This is a genomic window from Desulfomicrobium norvegicum (assembly GCF_900114595.1).
Classification (GTDB): Bacteria; Desulfobacterota; Desulfovibrionia; order Desulfovibrionales; family Desulfomicrobiaceae; genus Desulfomicrobium; species Desulfomicrobium macestii.
The window spans coordinates 132,813-151,501 of sequence record NZ_FOTO01000005.1 but is presented as its reverse complement, the minus strand read 5'-3'; the positions used below and the strand labels follow the sequence as shown (position 1 = coordinate 151,501).

General features: G+C 62.0%; 18 protein-coding genes. 8 read left to right on the top strand and 10 right to left on the bottom strand.

Annotated elements, in window-relative coordinates:
• Positions 1-22: 22 nt before the first annotated feature.
• A complete protein-coding gene (locus BMZ24_RS09665) occupies positions 23-487 on the top strand; it encodes a 23S rRNA (pseudouridine(1915)-N(3))-methyltransferase RlmH (protein ID WP_092191700.1) in 465 nt (154 codons plus the stop codon).
• A 182-nt stretch (positions 488-669) separates the two neighbouring features.
• Here the strand turns inward: BMZ24_RS09665 and BMZ24_RS09660 are convergent, their stop codons facing one another.
• The 8 genes from BMZ24_RS09660 to BMZ24_RS09625 form a co-directional block, all read right to left on the bottom strand.
• Positions 670-1,491, bottom strand: a complete 822-nt coding sequence (locus BMZ24_RS09660; protein ID WP_092191698.1) for a competence/damage-inducible protein A — start codon at positions 1,489-1,491, stop codon at positions 670-672.
• Between the two features lie 136 nt (positions 1,492-1,627).
• Positions 1,628-3,367 carry an ABC transporter substrate-binding protein gene (locus BMZ24_RS09655; protein ID WP_092191696.1) on the bottom strand — a complete coding sequence of 580 codons (1,740 nt, stop codon included), beginning with the start codon at positions 3,365-3,367 and terminating at the stop codon, positions 1,628-1,630.
• A gap of 83 nt (positions 3,368-3,450) precedes the next feature.
• Positions 3,451-3,729, bottom strand: coding sequence for a DUF2160 domain-containing protein (locus BMZ24_RS09650; protein ID WP_092191694.1), 279 nt, complete (start codon positions 3,727-3,729; stop codon positions 3,451-3,453).
• 10 nt (positions 3,730-3,739) lie between these two features.
• Positions 3,740-4,537 (bottom strand): carbohydrate ABC transporter permease, encoded by a 798-nt coding sequence (locus tag BMZ24_RS09645; protein WP_092191692.1) that lies wholly within the window; start codon positions 4,535-4,537, stop codon positions 3,740-3,742.
• On the bottom strand, positions 4,534-5,403 hold the full coding sequence (locus tag BMZ24_RS09640; protein WP_092191690.1) for a carbohydrate ABC transporter permease: 870 nt from the start codon (positions 5,401-5,403) through the stop codon (positions 4,534-4,536). Before BMZ24_RS09640 ends, BMZ24_RS09645 begins: the two co-directional genes overlap by 4 nt.
• Before the next feature lie 9 nt (positions 5,404-5,412).
• A complete protein-coding gene (locus tag BMZ24_RS09635; RefSeq protein WP_092191688.1) occupies positions 5,413-6,492 on the bottom strand; it encodes an ABC transporter ATP-binding protein in 1,080 nt (359 codons plus the stop codon).
• Positions 6,493-6,503: 11 nt separating this feature from the next.
• Positions 6,504-7,607: an ABC transporter ATP-binding protein gene (locus tag BMZ24_RS09630; protein ID WP_092191686.1), complete on the bottom strand. Its 1,104-nt coding sequence runs from the start codon at positions 7,605-7,607 to the stop codon at positions 6,504-6,506.
• 138 nt (positions 7,608-7,745) lie between these two features.
• The gene (locus BMZ24_RS09625) at positions 7,746-8,573 is read right to left on the bottom strand and encodes a DeoR family transcriptional regulator (RefSeq protein WP_092191684.1); all 828 of its coding nucleotides are present in this window, start codon (positions 8,571-8,573) and stop codon (positions 7,746-7,748) included.
• 250 nt (positions 8,574-8,823) lie between these two features.
• On the opposite strand from BMZ24_RS09625, the gene BMZ24_RS09620 reads away from it, so the two are divergent.
• The 5 genes from BMZ24_RS09620 to glpK are packed head-to-tail and all read left to right on the top strand — an operon-like array spanning position 8,824 to position 15,708.
• On the top strand, positions 8,824-10,443 hold the full coding sequence (locus BMZ24_RS09620; protein ID WP_092191911.1) for an FAD-dependent oxidoreductase: 1,620 nt from the start codon (positions 8,824-8,826) through the stop codon (positions 10,441-10,443).
• Positions 10,440-11,687: a glycerol-3-phosphate dehydrogenase subunit GlpB gene (gene glpB / locus BMZ24_RS09615; RefSeq protein WP_092191682.1), complete on the top strand. Its 1,248-nt coding sequence runs from the start codon at positions 10,440-10,442 to the stop codon at positions 11,685-11,687. Before BMZ24_RS09620 ends, glpB begins: the two co-directional genes overlap by 4 nt.
• Before the next feature lie 21 nt (positions 11,688-11,708).
• Positions 11,709-13,316 carry a 4Fe-4S dicluster domain-containing protein gene (locus BMZ24_RS09610; protein ID WP_092191680.1) on the top strand — a complete coding sequence of 536 codons (1,608 nt, stop codon included), beginning with the start codon at positions 11,709-11,711 and terminating at the stop codon, positions 13,314-13,316.
• Positions 13,313-14,143 carry a CoB--CoM heterodisulfide reductase iron-sulfur subunit B family protein gene (locus BMZ24_RS09605; protein ID WP_092191678.1) on the top strand — a complete coding sequence of 277 codons (831 nt, stop codon included), beginning with the start codon at positions 13,313-13,315 and terminating at the stop codon, positions 14,141-14,143. The genes BMZ24_RS09610 and BMZ24_RS09605 overlap by 4 nt, the downstream gene beginning before the upstream one ends.
• 53 nt (positions 14,144-14,196) lie before the next feature.
• Positions 14,197-15,708, top strand: coding sequence for a glycerol kinase GlpK (gene glpK, locus BMZ24_RS09600; protein WP_092191676.1), 1,512 nt, complete (start codon positions 14,197-14,199; stop codon positions 15,706-15,708).
• A 92-nt stretch (positions 15,709-15,800) separates the two neighbouring features.
• Here the strand turns inward: glpK and BMZ24_RS09595 are convergent, their stop codons facing one another.
• Entirely contained in the window at positions 15,801-16,361 is a 561-nt protein-coding gene (locus BMZ24_RS09595) for a chemotaxis protein CheD (protein WP_225940347.1), read from the bottom strand.
• Between the two features lie 70 nt (positions 16,362-16,431).
• On the opposite strand from BMZ24_RS09595, the gene BMZ24_RS09590 reads away from it, so the two are divergent.
• Complete coding sequence (locus BMZ24_RS09590; RefSeq protein ID WP_092191672.1) at positions 16,432-17,097, top strand: CheR family methyltransferase; 666 nt, start codon at positions 16,432-16,434, stop codon at positions 17,095-17,097.
• Between the two features lie 94 nt (positions 17,098-17,191).
• Positions 17,192-18,262: a protein-glutamate methylesterase/protein-glutamine glutaminase gene (locus BMZ24_RS09585; protein ID WP_092191670.1), complete on the top strand. Its 1,071-nt coding sequence runs from the start codon at positions 17,192-17,194 to the stop codon at positions 18,260-18,262.
• 22 nt (positions 18,263-18,284) lie between these two features.
• Here BMZ24_RS09585 and BMZ24_RS09580 read toward each other — a convergent pair whose 3' ends face one another.
• A complete protein-coding gene (locus BMZ24_RS09580; protein WP_092191668.1) occupies positions 18,285-18,680 on the bottom strand; it encodes a response regulator in 396 nt (131 codons plus the stop codon).
• Positions 18,681-18,689 lie beyond the last annotated feature (9 nt).

Genomic DNA, 18,689 nt, shown 5'->3' with positions numbered 1-18,689 from the left:
TCCGCAGAAATCCCGGAGGAACATGTACAGACTCAAAATCATAACTGTCGGTAAAATAAAGAAAAAATACTACCTTGAGGCGATAGCCCACTACGCGAAAATGCTTACGCCTGTCGTGCGCATCGATGTCCAGAATGTCAAGGATTGCCCGCAGGCCGAGGGAGCGGAAAGAAAACGCCTTGAATCCTTGCGCATTCTGGAAAAAATTGGCCCCAAGGACGCCCTCGTGGCCCTGCACGAGACGGGCAGGCTGTTCACTTCGGTGGATTTCGCCTCGTTTTTGCGCCCGCTGCTTGAAAATCCCGTCGGGGATTGCTGCTTCGTCATCGGCGGAGCCATGGGGCTGTCGCCGGAGCTTCTGGCCCGGTCCCAGGTCCAGCTCAGCCTGAGCCCCCTGACCATGCCCCACGAGCTGGCCCAGGTGGTGCTTTACGAGCAGCTCTTCCGGGCCACGACCATCATGGCGGGCAGGACGTACCATTATTGAGCGTCATTGTCCGGCAGGTCGGGAGGATGGATCCCCGCCTGCCCATGCCGGGCAAACATTCGCGGGGATGACGCCGTGGTGGCGTGCCGGGGCAGCTCCCGGACCGACTGCGTATTCACGTGTCGCTGCCGTGTCATTCCCGCGAAGGCGGGAATCCATGCCTTTTTCCGCTTTTTTCCGGTTCACGCCCTTTCCCTGAACCCGATCCCATCCTCCGTCAGCCCCCGGGACAACTCCTCCACCGCCGCCTTCAGAAGCGCCGTGCGCTCTTCAGCCCTGCCGCCGGTGACGGTCAGGGTGATGTCCAGTTCCGGGGTCATGCCCACGGTCGAGGCCAGGGACTTGATGTAGACTCCGGGATGCCTTGGAACCACCCTGCCAAGGACCGGCTCCAGAATGGATTCGTCGTTGCAGAGCACGCGCAGCGCCGTGCCGAGGGAGCCTCCGTCGCCGAAGGTCTGCTGCATGAAATCCTGCAGGGAGACTTCGATGATGCCTTTGAGTTCCGAGGGCACTCCCGGCAGCGAGATGACGCAGGTCCGGCCTTTTCGAACCAGCACGCCGGGCGCGGTCCCTCCCGGATTGAAGAGCGGCACGCCACCCTTGGGCAGCCAGGTCATTTTTTCGCGGCCGGGGTTGAGTCCGCCCTGGGCCATGATGCCCCGGGCGTGAAAATTGTCGTACTGCTCCTTGACCATGCGCAAGGCTTCGGGGTGCAGTTCCAGCGGCAGCCCAAGGCCCCGGGCCACCGCAGCCAGGGTCAGATCGTCGGCCGTGGGGCCGAGCCCGCCGGAAGTGAAGATGACGTCCGCCCCGCGTTCAAGGGCGCGCCCGACCTCTGCCGCGATCTCGTCCACGTTGTCGCGCAGCATGGTCCCGCGCGCCACGTGCCCTCCCCTGGAATTGATCAGCCCGCACAGCCAGCTCGTGTTGGTATCCTGGATGTCGCCAATGAGAATCTCGTTGCCGATGACCAGGATTTCCGCAATCGCCGAATACGTCATGCTCTTCCCCCGTGCCGAAATTTTGTCGCGTCCGCCGCCCCGCCGCCTTGGCCTGCATACCCCCTCGCACATGCCCGCGACAACAAAAAAGGGAGCATCCGAAGACGCTCCCCCGTGTGTTGCCGTGCCCTGGAGGTTATTTGACCTTTCCGGCCTTCCAGGCCTGGATCAGCTGGTCGTAGTCGACCGTTTCGCCCTTGGGCTTTTCGTTTTCGAGCTTGGGCTTGGGAGCGCCGGGCTGGTCGAGCCAGTACTGCTCGTCCCGGGGCTCGTTCATCTTCGGACCGCATTCGCCCTGCACATTGGCGCGCTCAAGGCGTTCCAGGATCTTGTCCTGTTCGGCGGCCAGGTTGTCCATGGCGGTTTCAGGGGTGACTTCGCCGGAGACGGCCTCACCGATGTTCTGCCACCACAGCTGTGCCAGTTTGGGGTAATCGGGCACGTTGGTGCCGGTGGGCGTCCAGGCCACGCGGGCCGGGCTGCGATAGAACTCAACCAGACCGCCGAGCATGGGCGCGCGGTCGGTGAAGGACTGGTGGCGGATGTCGGAGTCGCGGACAGGGTTCAGGCCGACATGAGCCTTTTTCAGAGAGGTGCTCTTGGCCACGCAGAACTGGGCGAAGAGCCAGGCGGCCTTGCGGCGGTCAACAGGAGTGCTCTTCAGGAGAGTCCAGGAACCGCAGTCCTGATAGCCGAGCTTCTGTCCTTCTTCCCAGTACGGGCCGTGGGGTGAGGGAGCCATGCGCCATTTCGGGGTGCCGTCCTCGTTGACCACCGGGGTGCCTTTCTCGACCATGGAGGCGGTGAAGGCGGTGTACCAGAAGATCTGCTGGGCGACGTTGCCCTTGGCGAGACTCGGCAGGGACTGGTAGAAGTCCATGCCCAGGGCGCCGGGAGGTGCGTAGAGACGCAGCCAGTCCATGTACTTGCGCAGGGCGTACTTGGCGGCCGGGCCGTTGGCGGCGCCGCCACGGGAGACGCTGGCGCCGACGGGACGGCAGCCGTCCACGCGGATGCCCCACTCATCGACAGGCACGCCGTTGGGGATGCCCTTGTCACCGGCGCCGGCCATGCTCAGCCAAGCATCGGTGAAACGCCAGCCAAGATCGGGAGCCTTCTTGCCGTAGTCCATGTGACCGTAGATGGCCTTGCCGTCGATTTCTTTCACGTCGTTGGTGAAGAACTCGGCGATGTCTTCGTAAGCGGACCAGTTGACCGGCACGCCCAGTTCATAGCCGTATTTGGCCTTGAACTTTTCTTTGAGCTCGGGCTTCTGGAACCAGTCGTAACGGAACCAGTAAAGGTTCGCGAACTGCTGGTCGGGCAGCTGATAGAGCTTGCCGTCGGGACCGGTGGTGAAGGATTTGCCCATGAAGTCGTCGATGTCGAGGGTCGGCAGGGTCACGTCCTTGCCTTCGCCAGCCATCCAGTCGGTCAGGTTGACCACGGCGCCATAGCGGAAATGGGTGCCGATGAGGTCCGAGTCGTTGACGTAACCGTCAAAGACGTTTTCGCCGGACTGCATCTGAACCTGCAGCTTTTCGATGACGTCGCCTTCCTGGATCAGGTCATGGGTGACCTTGATGCCGGTGATGTCATAGAAGGCCTTGGCCAGGACCTTGGACTCGTATTCATGAGTGGGAATCGTTTCGGAGACGACTTTGATCTCCATGCCCTTGAACGGGGCGGCAGCCTTCATGAACCATTCCATTTCCTTCATCTGCTCATCCTTGCTGAGCGTCGAAGGCTGAAACTCCTCTTCGATCCATTTTTTCGCCGCCGCCTTCTGGGCTGCCTCGTCGGCAAAGCCAAGGGTGGTGACGCCCAGGAACGCCACGATGAGCATTCCGGTTAAGAGTACACGTCGAACTTGCATACGGACCTCCATTTGCGGTTATTCCAACAAACCCCAAAACGCCGTTTCCGCCTTCCTCGCTGCACCGCGCAGGTGTCCTGATCTCAACCCCAGCGCATGACGGTGACAAGAAAAAGCACGGATATCATGGTAGCGATCCAGACAGCCAGATCCGTCAGGCCAAGCCAGGCCAGATGGATGTATGCGCTGCCCAGAAGGCTTATGAACAGACGGTCTCCACGGGTGGTGACGATGGGCAGAAATCCCCGGCGGGCAATGCTCGGAGAGATGATCTGCCAGATGGTCATGCTGATGAGCATGAGCACGATGAACGTGAAAAAACCTGCCGTGACAGGCGTCCAGGCCATCCAGGCGATATTCATGGCAGCCCTCCTAAACCCGGCCCAGGGCGAAGCCCTTGGCCAGATGGTTGCGTACAAACCAGATGACCAGCGCGCCGGGCACGATGGTCAGGATGCCGGCCGCTGCCAGCAGACCCCAATCAAGGCCGGAGGCGCTGACCGTGCGGGTCATGGTCGCGGCGATGGGTTTGGCCACGGTGGTGGTCAGGGTGCGGGCCAGAAGCAGCTCGACCCAGCTGAACATGAAGCAGAAGAAGGCCGTCACGCCGATGCCCGCCCGGATGAGCGGGATGAACACGGCCAGGAAGAAACGCGGGAAGCTGTACCCGTCGATGAAGGCCGTTTCGTCGATCTCGCGAGGCACGCCGGACATGAATCCTTCCAGGATCCAGACCGCCAGCGGCACGTTGAACAGGCAGTGCGCCAGGGCCACGGCGATGTGCGTGTCGATGAGATTGAAGGTCGAATAGAGCTGGAAGAACGGCAGCAGGAAAACGGCCGGAGGCGCCATGCGGTTGGTCAGCAGCCAGAAGAAGACGTGCTTGTCGCCGATGAAGCGGAAGCGCGAGAAGGCATAGGCGGCGGGAAGCGCCGTGACCAGGGAGATGACCGTATTGATGCTGACGTAGATCATGGTGTTGATGTAGCCCGAATACCAGGACGGATCCGAGAAGATCTTGGCATAATTGTCCAGGGTCATGGAACTCGGGAAGAGCTCGAAGGAGCGCATGATGTCCGCGTTGGTGCGCAGGGACATGTTCAGCATCCAGTAAATGGGAAGCAGCAGCAGGACGAGATAGAAAACCAGGATGAAATGACGTTTTCTCATGATTTGTCCCCCGTGCCCACAGCCTGCAGAGCCTGATAGAAAAGCCAGCAGAAAAGCAGGACGATGAGGAAGTAGATGATGGAGAAGGCCGCGGCGGGCCCAAGGTCCATGGCCGTCGAGAGCTTGACCAGATAGATGGACAGGAAGGTCGTGGCGTTGCCGGGACCGCCTCCGGTCAGCACGAAGGGCTCCGCGTAGATCAGGAAGCTGTCCATGAACCTGAGCAGCACCGCGATGGTCAGCACCCCGCGCATCTTCGGCAGCTGGATGTAGCGGAACACGGCCCAGCGGCTGGCCCCGTCGATCTTGGCGGCCTGGTAGTATGCGTCGGGGATGGAGCGCAGGCCCGCGTAGGCCAGCAGGACCACCAGCGGCGTCCAGTGCCAGACCTCCATGAGCATGACCGTGATCCAGGCATGCAGGGGGTTGGCGGTGTGATCGAAGCCCAGTCCCAGACTGTTGATGGCCGCTCCGAAGAGGCCGATGTCGGGTCGGGTGAAGATGATCCAGATGGTCCCGATGACGTTCCAGGGGATGAGCAGCGGCAAGGCCAGGAGCACCAGACAGGCCGAAGCGGTCCAGCCCTTGTGGGGCATGGTCAGCGCGATGGCGATGCCGAGCGGGATCTCGATCAGGAGCACCAGACCGGAAAAGATGAGCTGCTTCACGAGTGCGTCATGCAGGCGGGAATTGGTCAGCATTTCGCGAAACCATTCCGTGCCGACAAAGACGCTCTGCCCGGGTCCCAGGATGTCCTGGACCGAGTAGTTGACCACGGTCATAAGCGGGATGATGGCGCTGAAGGCCACGATGACAAAGACGGGCAGGATAAGAAACCAGGCCCTGTTGTTCTCCCATTTTTCCACGCCCACCTCCTACTTGACCAGATACTGGTCGCGAAAAAGCTTGGTCCGCCGAGGCGGAAAGACAACCCAGCAGCTGTCGGCCGGGATGGGCCGCCCTTCGGGGACTCTGACCTTGAGCTTGGATGAACCCGATTCCACGGTCACGATGCGGCTGCTGCCTTCGAACTCCACGGAGACGATGCGTCCGGCCACTGCCCCGTCGCGGGGCTCGTCCGTCAGTTCGAGGTACAGCGGACGGATGCCGATCTGAAATTCGCCCTGCCCCGCCCTGGCGGCCACGGCCGGATCAAGGGGGATGCTGCCGCAGTCGAGCACGGCCTGGTTCCCGTCCACCTTGCACGGCAAAAGGTTCATGCCCGGACTGCCGATGAAATACCCGACAAAGGTGTGCGCCGGGTCCTCGAAAAGCTCATCCGGGGAACCGATCTGCAGGAGCGCGCCATCGTACATGATGACGATCTTGTCGGCAAAGGTCATGGCCTCGGTCTGATCGTGGGTCACGTAGATGAGCGTCAGGCCGAACTGGTGGTGGATTTCCTTCAATTTGCGGCGCAGCTGCCATTTGAGATGCGGGTCGATGACGGTCAGGGGCTCGTCGAAAAGAATGGCGGCCACGTCCTTGCGCACAAGGCCCCGCCCCAGCGAGATCTTCTGCTTGGCGTCCGCGGCCAGGCCGCTGGCGCGCTTGTTCAGGTAGGGGCTCAGGTCCAGGATCTCTGCGATCTCGTGCACACGCGAACGCACCTCGCTCTCCTCCACCTTGCGGTTGCGCAGCGGAAAGGCCAGGTTGTCGAAAACCGTCATGGTGTCGTAGAGCACCGGAAACTGGAAGACCTGCGCGATGTTGCGCTTTTCCGGCGGCAGCTTGGTCACGTCCTTGCCGTCGAAGAGCACGCGCCCCTGGCTTGGGGTCAGAAGGCCCGAGATGATGTTGAGCATGGTGGTCTTGCCGCAGCCACTGGACCCCAGAAGCGCGTAGGCGCCGCCGTCTTCCCAGACCGTCTGCACTTTCTTGAGTGCGAAATCGTCATCGCTCGCGGGCTTGGCCCGATAGCTGTGGGCGATGTTCTCAAGTTCAATTTTGGCCATGAAAAAATCCTTTAGTTGACGCTATGGGCGCAAGTGGCGGGACATGCAGGCGCCTTGACCAGGCGGTCGTCCTCTCCGAACACGTAGACATCGCAGGGCCGCACGAAGACCGAAATCTCCTGCCCGGCCTTGAAGGTCCTGACCCCCTGTTCCTGCAGGACCAGGGACCTGTTTCGATAGTGAAAATGCACAAAGGTTTCGGAACCGTTGATTTCTGCCAGCTCGACAATGGTGCGGATCTCCACGTCATCGGGAGTCTTGCGGTTCAGATTGAAGTGGTGCGAGCGGATGCCGAATTTGTAGACGCCAGGCGGCAGATCACACAGATGTCCGGTCAGGGGCAGATCGATGCCGATGCGCAGATGCGCCTTTTCGGTGTCGACCTCGGCGGTGATGAAGTTGATCGGCGGGTCGCTGAAGACTTCGGCGACCTGCGTCGTGGCCGGATGATGATAGACGTCGGCCGTGGGGCCGGTCTGCAGCACCCTGCCCTCGTGCATGATGATGATGTTGCCGCCGAGCATGAGGGCCTCGGTGGGTTCGGTCGTGGTGTAGACCACGATGGACTCGCGCTGGCCGAAGATCTGTTGCAGCTCGTCGCGCAGCTCCTCGCGCAGCTTGTAGTCCAGGTTGACCAGGGGTTCATCGAGGAGCAGGAGCTGGGCCTCCTTGACCAGGGCCCGGGCAATGGCCGTGCGCTGCTGCTGTCCGCCGGAAAGCTCGGCAGGCAGGCGCGAAAGCAGGGGCTCCAGATGCAGCATCCGGGCTGTCTCCATGACCCGCCGTTCGATCTCGGCCTTGGGCATCCCCGCGATGCGCAGGGGCGAGGCGATGTTTTCGAAAATCGTCTGGGATGGATAGTTGATGAATTGCTGGTAGACCATGGCGATGCTGCGGCGACGCACCGACATGCCGGTCACGTCCTTGCCGTCGGCCAGGACCTTGCCCTTTGACGGTCGGTCGAGCCCGGCCATGATGCGCAGGAGCGAGGTCTTGCCGGCCTGGGTGCGACCCAGCAGCACATAACGCCGGCCGGTTTCGAAATTGAGCGAAATGTCCTTGAGGTGCGTTTCGCCGTCCACTATTCTGTCAATGAAATCAAGCTGAAGCCCCATGCGGCTCCTCCATGGCAGGATATGAATTCCGGCATCTGGATGAGGGCCGGATCGTGTTCAAAAGCCCATAGCAGACGAAATCTTTTTTCTCAACTGAAAAAGAAAATTGGTCAGCCAACCTATTTTGTTCGTAAACGCTCAATCTTTCGTCCCTTCATCGACGTGCAGTTTGACGTTCCCACGCTTCATCTGGTCGAGAACGCCGACCGGCGGGGTCTTGTCCGTGAACAGGGCGTCGATTTCCTCGATGTTGCCCAGACGCACCATGGCGTTGCGCCCGAACTTGGTGTGGTCCGTGACCAGGAAGACCTGCCTGGAATTTTCCATGATGGCCCGGGCGGCGCGCACCTCCCTGTAGTCGAAGTCGAGAAGCGTGCCGTCCATGTCGATGCCGCTGATGCCGATGATGCCGAAATCGACCTTGAACTGGCGGATGAAGTCGATGGCCGCCTCGCCGACAATGCCCCCGTCGTGATGACGGATCAGTCCGCCGGCCACAATGATCTCCACCTCCGGATTTCCGGTCAGGATGGAGGCGACGTTGAGGCTGTTGGTGATGACGCGCAGATTCTTGTGTCCGCCCAAGGCCCGGGCCACCTCTTCGGTGGTGGTGCCGATGTTGATGAAAAGCGACGACTTGTTGGGAATGGCCCGGGCCACCATCTGCCCGATGACTCTCTTTTCGGCCAGGCAGAGTACCTTGCGGTCCAGATAGTCCAGGTTTTCGGTGCTCAGGCATGGCCCCGCGCCGCCGTGATAGCGTTGCAGGAGGCCCTTGGCGTTCAGGGTGTTGATGTCCCGGCGCACGGACTGGGGGGTGATGCCGAAATGGTCGGCCAGGGACTGGATGGTCGCGAATCCCGTCTCCCGGACCATGCGGATCATTTCGGCATGGCGTTGCCGGACCGTGACATGCCGGGCCCCCGTGTCCTGGGCTTCGGCTTTGCCGGTGCGAGCGTCATCCATAGATTCTCCTTTCGTTTTCGAAAAAAAAAATTGCGCTATGTGTCGTTTTAAGAAAAAAATTCTGGTGGAATGTAACGGCTCATGATAAAAAAACTCCCCAGAAGGCGGCATGCTCCGCGAAAGCTGTTACCATGGCTTGCTCCTCATTGCCAGCATGATTTCACCCGCCTCCGGCTGTACGACAAAAGTGCGCGCGGAAAAGTTCACTTTTTCGTTTCCTTTCGTTTTTGTTGACGCTGCAAGGACATCCATGACCATACTCACAACCCGGGTTCTCATTATCGGCGCCGGCGTCACCGGCGCGGGCTTGCTGCGCGACCTGGCCTTGCGCGGGGTGCAGGCGCTCCTGATCGAGCAGCGCGACGTCAATTCCGGCGCTTCCGGGGGAAATCACGGCCTGCTGCACAGCGGCGCGCGCTATGTGGCCTCGGATGTGGAGGCCGCTGTGGAATGCCGGGAGGAAGGCGACATCTTGCGCCGCCTCGCTCCGCAGTGCATCGAGGATACGGGGGGACTTTTTGTCGCCGTGCGCGGAGACGACGAACGCTACGTCTCCGATTTTTCCGGGCTCTGCGCCAAGAGCGGCGTGCCCTGCCGGGGCCTTGAGCTGCGCACCGCCCGCGCCATGGAGCCCGCCCTGTCGGAGAATCTCATCGCCGCCTTCGCGGTGCAGGACGGCGCGGTGGACCCGTTCATGCTCTCGCTGGACAACATCGCCCAGGCCATGAGTCTTGGCTGCTCCATGCGCCGCAACCTCGCTGCCGTGTCCATGGAAGTCACGGACGGCCGCGTCACCCTCGTGCGCTGCCGGGACATAACCACCGGCGGCGAAGTCCTGATCGAGGCCGAGCTGGTCATCAACGCCTCCGGGGCCTGGGCGGGACGGATCGCGGCCCTGGCCGGGGCGCACATCAACATCCTCTATTCCATGGGCAGCCTCATCATCACCCAGGACCGCATCGCCACCCGGGTCATCAACCGCCTGCGTCCACCCTCGGACGCGGATATCCTCGTGCCCGGCGGAACCGTGTCCATCCTCGGCACCACCTCCATCCGCGTGCCCACGCCCGACGGATGCCGCCCGAGCGTGGCGGAAACCGACCGCATCATCGACGACGCCCGGGACATGCTGCCCATCCTGGATCGAACCCGCTACATCCGGGCCTACGCCGGAGTGCGGCCGCTGGTCTCCCTGGGCCCGGCCGGTGACGACCGCGCGGTCAGCCGGGGCTTCTCGCTCATCGACCACGCGGGCGAGGGCGTGGAAAATTTCATGACCATCACCGGCGGCAAGCTGACCACATATCGGCTCATGGCCGAAAAGGCGGCGGATCTGGCCTGCGCCAAACTTGGCGTCGCCGCGCCCTGCCTGACCCGCACGGAACCGCTCCCGCCTTCCAGCATGGGCAAATGGACCGAGCCCGGCCGGGGTCCGAAAAGCTGGGTGGAGAACCGGGCCGAAGACGACATCGTGCTGTGCGAGTGCGAGATGGTCTCGCGAAGCGTCATCGACGCCATCGTGGACGAGGCCAAGGACATGCGCGGCCGCTCCATGCTCAAGGCCATCGGCATGCGCAGCCGGGTCGGCAAGGGCCCCTGCCAGGGCGGTTTTTGCGGACCGCGCATCACCGGCCACCTCTATGATCGCGAAGTCTCCACTGGCACCCAGGGCCTGGCAGAGCTCAAGACTTTCACCGAGCGCCGCTGGCGAGGCTTTTCGCCGATACTCTGGGGCGTGCCGCTCATGCAGGCCGACCTGCAGGAGGCCCTGCACTGCGGAGCCATGGACCTGGAGTTCGGCCCCGCCCCCTCGACCAGGGACGAAGAGAGCGAGAACTGTCCCGCCACCGCCTTCAAGGAGCCGTCATGAAAACCTATGATGTCATGGTCATCGGCTCGGGCTTTGCCGGCATGGCCGCGACGCTGTTCGCCGCCGAGCGGGGGCTGTCCGTGGCCCAGACCGGAGCCACGGGCGGCATCGATTTCAGCACCGGCTTCATCGACCTTCTAGCCGTGCACCCCATCGCCGAGCAAAAGGTCTGGGAGGACCCCTTCGCGGCCCTGGTCGCCCTGCGCCGGGATCTCCCCGATCATCCCTACTGCCGTGTCAGCGACGATGAAATATGCCGGGCCCTGGAGCAATTCACCACCTTCCTGGGCCGCCACGGCCTGTGCTACCGTGGCCGCACGGGCAAAAACACCCTGACCCTGACCGCCGCCGGGACCATGAAGCCGACCTATCTCTTGCCCTGCACGGCCTGGAACGGGGTCAAGGCCTGGGAAACGAAGGCGCCCACGCTGCTCGTCGATTTCAGCGGACTCAAAGGCCTGAGCGCCAGACAGATCGCGGAAGTGCGGAAAGATTCCTGGCCGAACCTGAAGGTGGCGCGAATCAAATTTCCCGGCATGGGCGGCGAACTCTATCCCGAACACATGGCCTGGAGCATGGCCGACCCGGCACGCCGGGCGGAGCTTGCCCAGACCGTCGCACCGTTCGTCGCCGACGCCGAATATGTTGGTTTTCCGGCCATTCTGGGCATGACCGACACCACGGCCGTGCTCAGTCATCTGGAAGAGCTGCTCGGCAGGCCGGTCTTTGAGATCCCCACCCTGCCACCGTCCATTGCCGGTCCCCGGCTGCGCGCCGCCTTCGACCGTGGCCTTCCGGCCCTCGGGGTGCGCACCTATACGCAGAAGCTGATCACGAAAGCCGCGTGTTCCGAAGAGGGATTTTCATTCACCGCCGGAAGCGGTTCGACATCCGTGGAGATTTTCGCGAAGAGCGCGATCCTGGCCAGCGGCCGCTTCTTCGGCAAGGGTCTGAAGGCGAACCGCCACCGCATTTTCGAGGCGGTCTTCGATCTGCCCGTCAGCCAGCCCGAAAACCGGGCCCTGTGGCATCGGCCCGAATTTTTCGACCCACAGGGACACGAGGTCAATCAGGCCGGAATCGAGACCGACGAGAACCTGCGCCCTCTTGACGCGCAGGGCCGGGTGTTTCATCCCCGCCTGCACGCCGCCGGAGCGATCCTGGCCCACCAGGACTGGATGCGCATGAAGTGCGGAGCCGGGCTGGCCATAGCCACGGCCTACAAGGCGGTGGACTCCCTGTAATTTTCAACCACAGGAGCCTGCATGGACTTTTTTTCCATCGGTCTCGTTCTTGCCTGCGCAAGCGCGGGCCTTGGCGCTCTTTGGCGCATGCGGGGATGGTTCAGGCGCGGCGCGGCCATGGGACGGCCGGAGCAAGGCAGGCCGCGCCCCGGCATCCTTGGGTTCCTTGGCATGCTCGGCGGAGGGCTTGCGGATCTCGTCCTGCTCCGCCGCACCCTGCGCAGCCCCTTGCGCTGGACCGGCCACACGCTCCTGATCCTTGGCTTCGTGCCCCTCATCGTCCTGCATGCCATGGACGGGGTCGTCACCCGCCCGCTCTTTGCCGGATACGAACCGACCCTCGATCCCTGGCAATTCCTGCGCAATCTCTTCGGACTGCTCTCCGTCCTCGGCCTGACGCTCCTGTTCCTGAATCGCTACATGGCACTCAAGAAATTCAGCAGGTTGCAGGATTGGACTCTCCTTGCCGTGGTCTTTGGCGTGCTCGTCTCCGGCTTTTTCCTGGAATCGTTGAAGATCATGTCCGCCGGAGATTTCAAGCGCATGACGGATGATTATTTCGTCGATGCCGAACCAGAAGAGCTGATTTCCCTCAAGGCGTACTGGGCCAGGGAAAACGGCGTGCGCTTCCGGGAGTTTCTGCCGACGGCCCCCGAAATGCTCGAACTCGGCGCCGAACTGCACGAGGATCGCTGCGCCGGATGTCATTCCCCCACGTCCTCGGCCTTCGTTTCGCGCTCCATGACCGCGCTTGTGCCCGCGTCCCTGCACATCGCCGATCAGGGACGCGACCTCTTCTGGCATGTGCATGTCGGCCTGGCCTTTCTGGGCCTTGCCCTTCTGCCCTGGGGCAAATTCTTTCATCCTGTCGCGACCGGCATCAATCTGTTCGCGCGCGGCGGATCACGAACCACGGACACACCCAAACATACCCTGGCCCGGGGGCTGGCCCTGGACGCCTGCACCCGCTGCGGGCAATGCAGCCTGCATTGCAGCGTGGCCCCGGCGCACCGGGTGCTTGGCAACCCGGACATCCTGCCCATGGACAAGCTGGCCGACCTGCGCCGCCATCTGGACGACAGGCTCCCGCCCGGCCGTTCCGCCGCGCTGGTCGAAGGCAGCCACATCTGCACCGAATGCCTGCGCTGCACGCAGGTGTGTTCCGCCGGCATCGATCTGCAAGACCTGTGGATGGCCTCGAAAAAGGCCCTGACCGAGGCGGGCCGGGCCGGAGTGGACGGGGAAATCCGCAAGCGCACGGCCGGAGAATGGGCCAGGGAGCTTGCCTCGCGCGATCTGGGCGGGGTCGGCGGCACGGGGGCCGGTCTGGCGGACCGGGCCGAATCCTTCTGGGGCTGCGTGCAGTGCACCACCTGCACGGGCGTCTGCCCGGTGGTCGCGGTCAGCGAGGACCCGTCCCGGGATCTGGATCTCGCCCCACAACAGATCATGAACCTGCTGCGCATGGGCCTCAAAGCCCAGACCCTTGGCGCGCGCATGGTCTGGAGCTGCACCACCTGCTACAAATGCCAGGAACACTGCCCTCAGGGCGTGCCCGTGGCTGACATCCTGTACGAGCTGAGGCAACTGGGAGCGGAAATCCTGCGCAAGAAAGAGGGCCGGTCATGAAATACGCCTATTTTCCGGGCTGCAAGATCGCCCATCATCTGCCGATCCACGGCCGGAGCGTGGAGGCCGTCTGTACCCGCCTCGGAGTGGAGCTGCTAAGGCCCGAGTTCAACTGCTGCGGCTATCCCGTGCGCCACGAGAGCCGGGACGCATCCGTCTATTCCGCCCTGCGCAACCTGGCCCTGGCGGAAAACCTTGACCTTGATCTGATGACTCCCTGCAAATGCTGCTTCGGCAACCTTCAGCAGGCGCGGCACCAGGCCGGTCAGGACGAAAAGCTAAAGCAACGCATGAAGGATTTGCTTCATGAAGAAGGGCTTGAATTCCCGGAAAAAGCCCGCGTCCGTCATTTTCTGCAGATCCTCGACGATCTGCCCGGCGGTGTGGCCAAGGCCGTGATCCGCCCGCTCAAGGGGCTGAAAATTGCCTGCCATTACGGCTGCCATGCCCTGCGTCCCGAGAACATCACCCACTTCGACGACCCGCTGGCGCCGACGATCTTCGAACGCCTGGTCGCCGCCACCGGCGCCGCTCCCCTGCCCTGGGAACTGCGCCTGGAGTGCTGCGGGTATCCGCTTCGCGGCCGTGACGAAAACATCGCGGATCTGCTGGTGGCCAAAAAAATGGCCGGCGCCAGCTCGTCCGGCGCGGATCTGCTGGCCACGGCCTGCACCTATTGCCAATTGCAGTTCGGCAGCGAGAATCAAAAAAGACCCCAGACCATACCGGCCGTCCTCTTTTCCACAATTCTGGGCCTGGCCCTGGGACTGAGTCCGGACGAGGTCGGCATAAAGCCCGGCGACGTACTGACCCGCTTCGTGGTTTGAGAACGCATGAAAATTCTGTAGGAAGAGTGAAACACCCAGCAGGAGGAGAGCACATGGCCCGCTACGTAGGCGCAGTCGATCAGGGGACCACCAGCAGTCGCTTCATCATCTTTGACGAACGGGGCCGCATCGTCGGCATGGACCAAAAGGAGCATGAGCAGATCTATCCGAAGCCCGGCTGGGTCGAACACGATCCCATGGAGATCTGGAACAACACCCAGGATGTCATCCGGGGCGCGCTGGCCAAATCCGGGATCAAGGGCTCGGAGCTCTCGTCCATCGGCATCACCAATCAGCGCGAAACCACCGTGGTCTGGGACCGCTTCACGGGCAAGCCGTACTACAACGCCATCGTCTGGCAGTGCACCCGCACCCACGAACTGTGCAAGCAGCTCATCGCCGACGGCGGCCAGGACCGTTTCCGGCCCGTGACGGGGCTGCCGGTCGCGACGTATTTTTCCGGCCCCAAGATGCGCTGGATTCTGGACAACGTGCCCGAGGCCAGGGCCGCCGCAGACAAGGGCAACGCCCTTTTCGGCACCATCGAGACCTGGATCATCTGGTGGCTGACCGGCGGTCCAAGGGGCGGCGCGCACGTGACCGACGTGACCAACGCCAGCCGGACCATGCTCATGGACCTCAAAACCCTGGCCTGGGACGAAGAAATCCTGAGGATCATGGACATTCCGCTCCAGGGCCTGCCGCGCATCGTGCCGTCCTCGGACAGCGACACCTGGGGCCCCACCAGCGAGGACGGGCCCATCGGCGCGCGCGTCCCGGTCTGCGGGGCCGTCGGCGACCAGCAGGCGGCCCTGGTGGGCCAGACCTGTTTTGCCCCCGGCGAGGCCAAGAACACCTACGGCACGGGCTGCTTCCTGCTCATGCACACGGGTCACGAGCCCATTCCGTCCAAGCATGGACTCATCACCACCCTGGCCTACCAGTTCAGCGGCCGCAAGCCGTCCTACTGCCTGGAGGGCTCCATCGCCATCGCCGGGGCCCTGGTGCAGTGGTTGCGCGACAACCTGCAGATGTTCTCCTCGGCCCCGGAGATAGAGACCCTGGCCAGAAAGGTCGAGGACACGGGCGGCATGTACATCGTTCCGGCCTTCTCCGGCCTCTACGCCCCCTACTGGCGTCCCGACGCGCGCGGCGTCATGGTCGGCCTGACCCGCTACATCAACCGCAACCATTTCGCCCGGGCCGTGCTTGAAGCCACCGCCTACCAGGCCAAGGACATCGTGCTGGCCATGAACAAGGATTCCGGAGTGGAGCTGAAAACACTCAAGGCCGACGGCGGGATGGTCTACAACGAACTGCTGATGCAGTTCCAGGCCGACATCCTGAACGTTCCGGTCATCCGCCCCAAAGTGGCCGAAACCACCTGCCTCGGAGCAGCCTACGCGGCGGGCATCGCATCTGGTTTCTGGTCCGGGCGCGAGGAATTGTACAACAACTGGGAAGAGGACAAACGTTGGATTCCGGACATGGCCGAAGAAAAACGCACCGAATTGTTCGCGGGCTGGCAAAAGGCCGTGACCAGGACGTTCGATTGGGTGGATTAGGATTTTGTGGGATCAGTATGGAGGGGGCGGGCGTTGGGAATGGCGCGTGGGTGGCGCATGGGGAGGGCAAAAAATTTTTTGCCCCTACGGTGTCAACTCTTGCATTCTTTGCAGGTGGTGACGATGAAACGCTTTTGCAGCACCAATCCCGTGTCCGTTCTGAAGAACAGCTTGCGGCCGCCGTTGCCGCCGACGCTGGAGGCGCTGACCGTCACCCCCTCCTCGGCCAGGACTTCCATGGCGACCTTGACGTTGCGGTTTCCGGCCGAGGCGTCGCAGTTCTGATGTAGCGGCGAGGCCCCACCAAAAACCTTGCATTCAATGCTTTTTGCTGAAATCCCCGCTTTCGCGAATTCCCGGAGCAGACTCCAGATCGAAGAATCGACGTAGCGGTACTGATCGCCGCTTGTCCTGCCCCCCGAGAAATCGCCGATGCGCGGAAGCAACGCGTGAAAAATTCCGCCCCAGCGATATTTTGCGCAATACATGGTCACGGAAACGCACGAACCGAGCACCGTCTGCACCAGCGTCGGGGTGGAATATATCCCTCCCTGGCCTACCAGAAGGTAGTCATGAGGCAATTCCCGGCAATCTTCGAGACCGTCGATGGCCTGTGCCGGAATGATCATCCTGTTTTTTGCGATTCTTTGCATTGCCGACTTGTGAACCTTGTGTGTAAGTTGCAGAAATTATCCACGTTGTAAGTAAAAGTAACCTTTCTCCATGCAGATGTCATCAGAAGAAAACACCTTTCGCTCGGGCCTGCGCCTGGAACTCCCCTATCTTGTCGATGCACTTGGCAAGGACCACGGTTTTTTGCACGACGCCCGGCAATTTGAGTTCCTGGCGGAAATCGTCGCCGATCATCATCACCACGGCTCAGCCCGGCTCTCCTCGTTTCTGGTGGCCGGATGCGATCGCGGGCTCGACGCATACAGCCTGTGCATCACCCTGCTGGAAGAAGCCAGGGAGCGCTCCGGACTCGAGTTTTCCATTCTGGCCACGGACTTTCTGCCGGCCAACCTGGATCAGGCCAAACGCGGCGTGTACCCTTCAGCCAGCGTTCGCAGTCTGTCGCCGGCCCTGGTCAAACGCTATTTCCTGCGCAGCCGCGACACCGGCAAGAACCTGGTGCGGCTGCGGCCCGGAGTGCGCGAAATGGTCAATTTCAGGTGTCAGGACATTTTCGATTCCTTTTCCCTGCGCGAACCCATGGATGTCATCGTCTGCCGCCAGGTGCTGCACCATTTTCACCCTGCCCTGGCGCAGGCTCTGGCCGGACGTCTGCGGCAATATCTGACCCCGGGCGGCATCCTGGTCCTGGGGGCACGCATGCCGCGCATGCCGGGTTTCAGGCATCTGGACCATGCACTGTATCAGGCGGTCTAGTCGCTTTACCTCCACTTCCTGATTTACTCTCTGATCCTGACGGTATATAGCCAAAAAATTCACGTTATTGAATGCAAATCAGGAGTCCGCGTGCATGAAAGATAAAATTCGCATCCTCATTGTGGATGATTCGGCCCTCGTTCGCCAGACTCTGACCTCCATCTATTCCTCGGATCCGGAAATCGAAGTCATCGGCGCGGCGGGAGACCCTTTCGCGGCGGCCGAGATCATGCGCGACCAGACGCCGGACGTCCTGTCCCTGGATGTGGAAATGCCGCGCATGGACGGGATCACGTTTCTCAAGAAGATCATGACCCAGCACCCTATCCCGACCATCATCTGCTCCACCCTGACCGAGAAAAACGCCGAAACGACCATGAAGGCCCTGGAATACGGGGCCGTCTCCATCATCCAGAAGCCCAAGGTGGGCACGAAGCAGTTCATGGAAGAGTCGCGAATAATGCTCTGCGACGAGGTCAAGGCTGCGGCCAAGGCCAAGGTGAAGCAGTACGTGCCCCGGACCCTCAAGATCAGCCAGAAACTGACGGCCGACGCAGTGCTGCCGCGGGCCGCGTCCAACGCGATGATCCAGACCACGGAGAAGGTCATCGTGGTCGGGGCCTCCACGGGTGGCACCGAGGCTCTCCTGACCCTGCTCCAGTCCATGCCGGTGGATTGCCCGGGCATCGTCATCGTCCAGCACATGCCGGAAAAATTCACGGCCGCCTTTGCCCAGCGGTTGAACACCCTGTGCGACATCGTGGTCAAGGAAGCCGTCGACAACGACACCGTGCTGCGCGGCCAGGCCCTCATCGCTCCGGGCAACCTCCACATGCTCCTCAAACGCAGCGGCGCCAGATATTACGTGCAGGTCAAGGAAGGGCCGCTGGTCTCACGGCACCGTCCCTCGGTGGACGTGCTTTTCCGTTCGGCCGCCCGGTATGCGGGCAAAAACGCGGTGGGAGTGATCATGACGGGCATGGGCGACGACGGCGCCAAGGCCATGCTTGAAATGCATCAGGCGGGAGCGGTGACCGTGGCCCAGGACGAACAGTCCTGTGTCGTCTTCGGCATGCCCGGCGAGGCCATCAAGCTGGGCGGCGTGGACAAGATAGTGCCGCTGACCCAGATCACCCCGCTGGTCTTGCAGTTGTGCCGATCCTGATTGCCGGATCGGCACAAACACATCACACCAGGCCCAGTTTTCGAAGCTCTTCGATGACCTTGCGCCGCTCGATGGGCTTGACCAGATAAGCCGACGCGCCGCCCTGAAAAAAGGACTGGGTCACGTTCTTCACGTCGTCCAGGGCGCTGGTCATGATGACCCTCACTTCGTTCTGCGGCGTCACGCCGCGCTCCTTTTCCTTGTCCCTGATGATCTTCAGGGCTTCGTGCCCGCTCATGTTCGGCATCATTATGTCCAGAAACATGACATCATAGGGCTGATTCGCCTCCCAGGCCAGATCAAAAGCCTTCACGGCCTCGACTCCATCCACGGCGACATCGCACTCTCCGTACTCGAGCAGCAACTGGTGCATCACCTTGCGGCCGACAAAATCATCTTCCACTATCAGTATTCGCATGCAAACCTC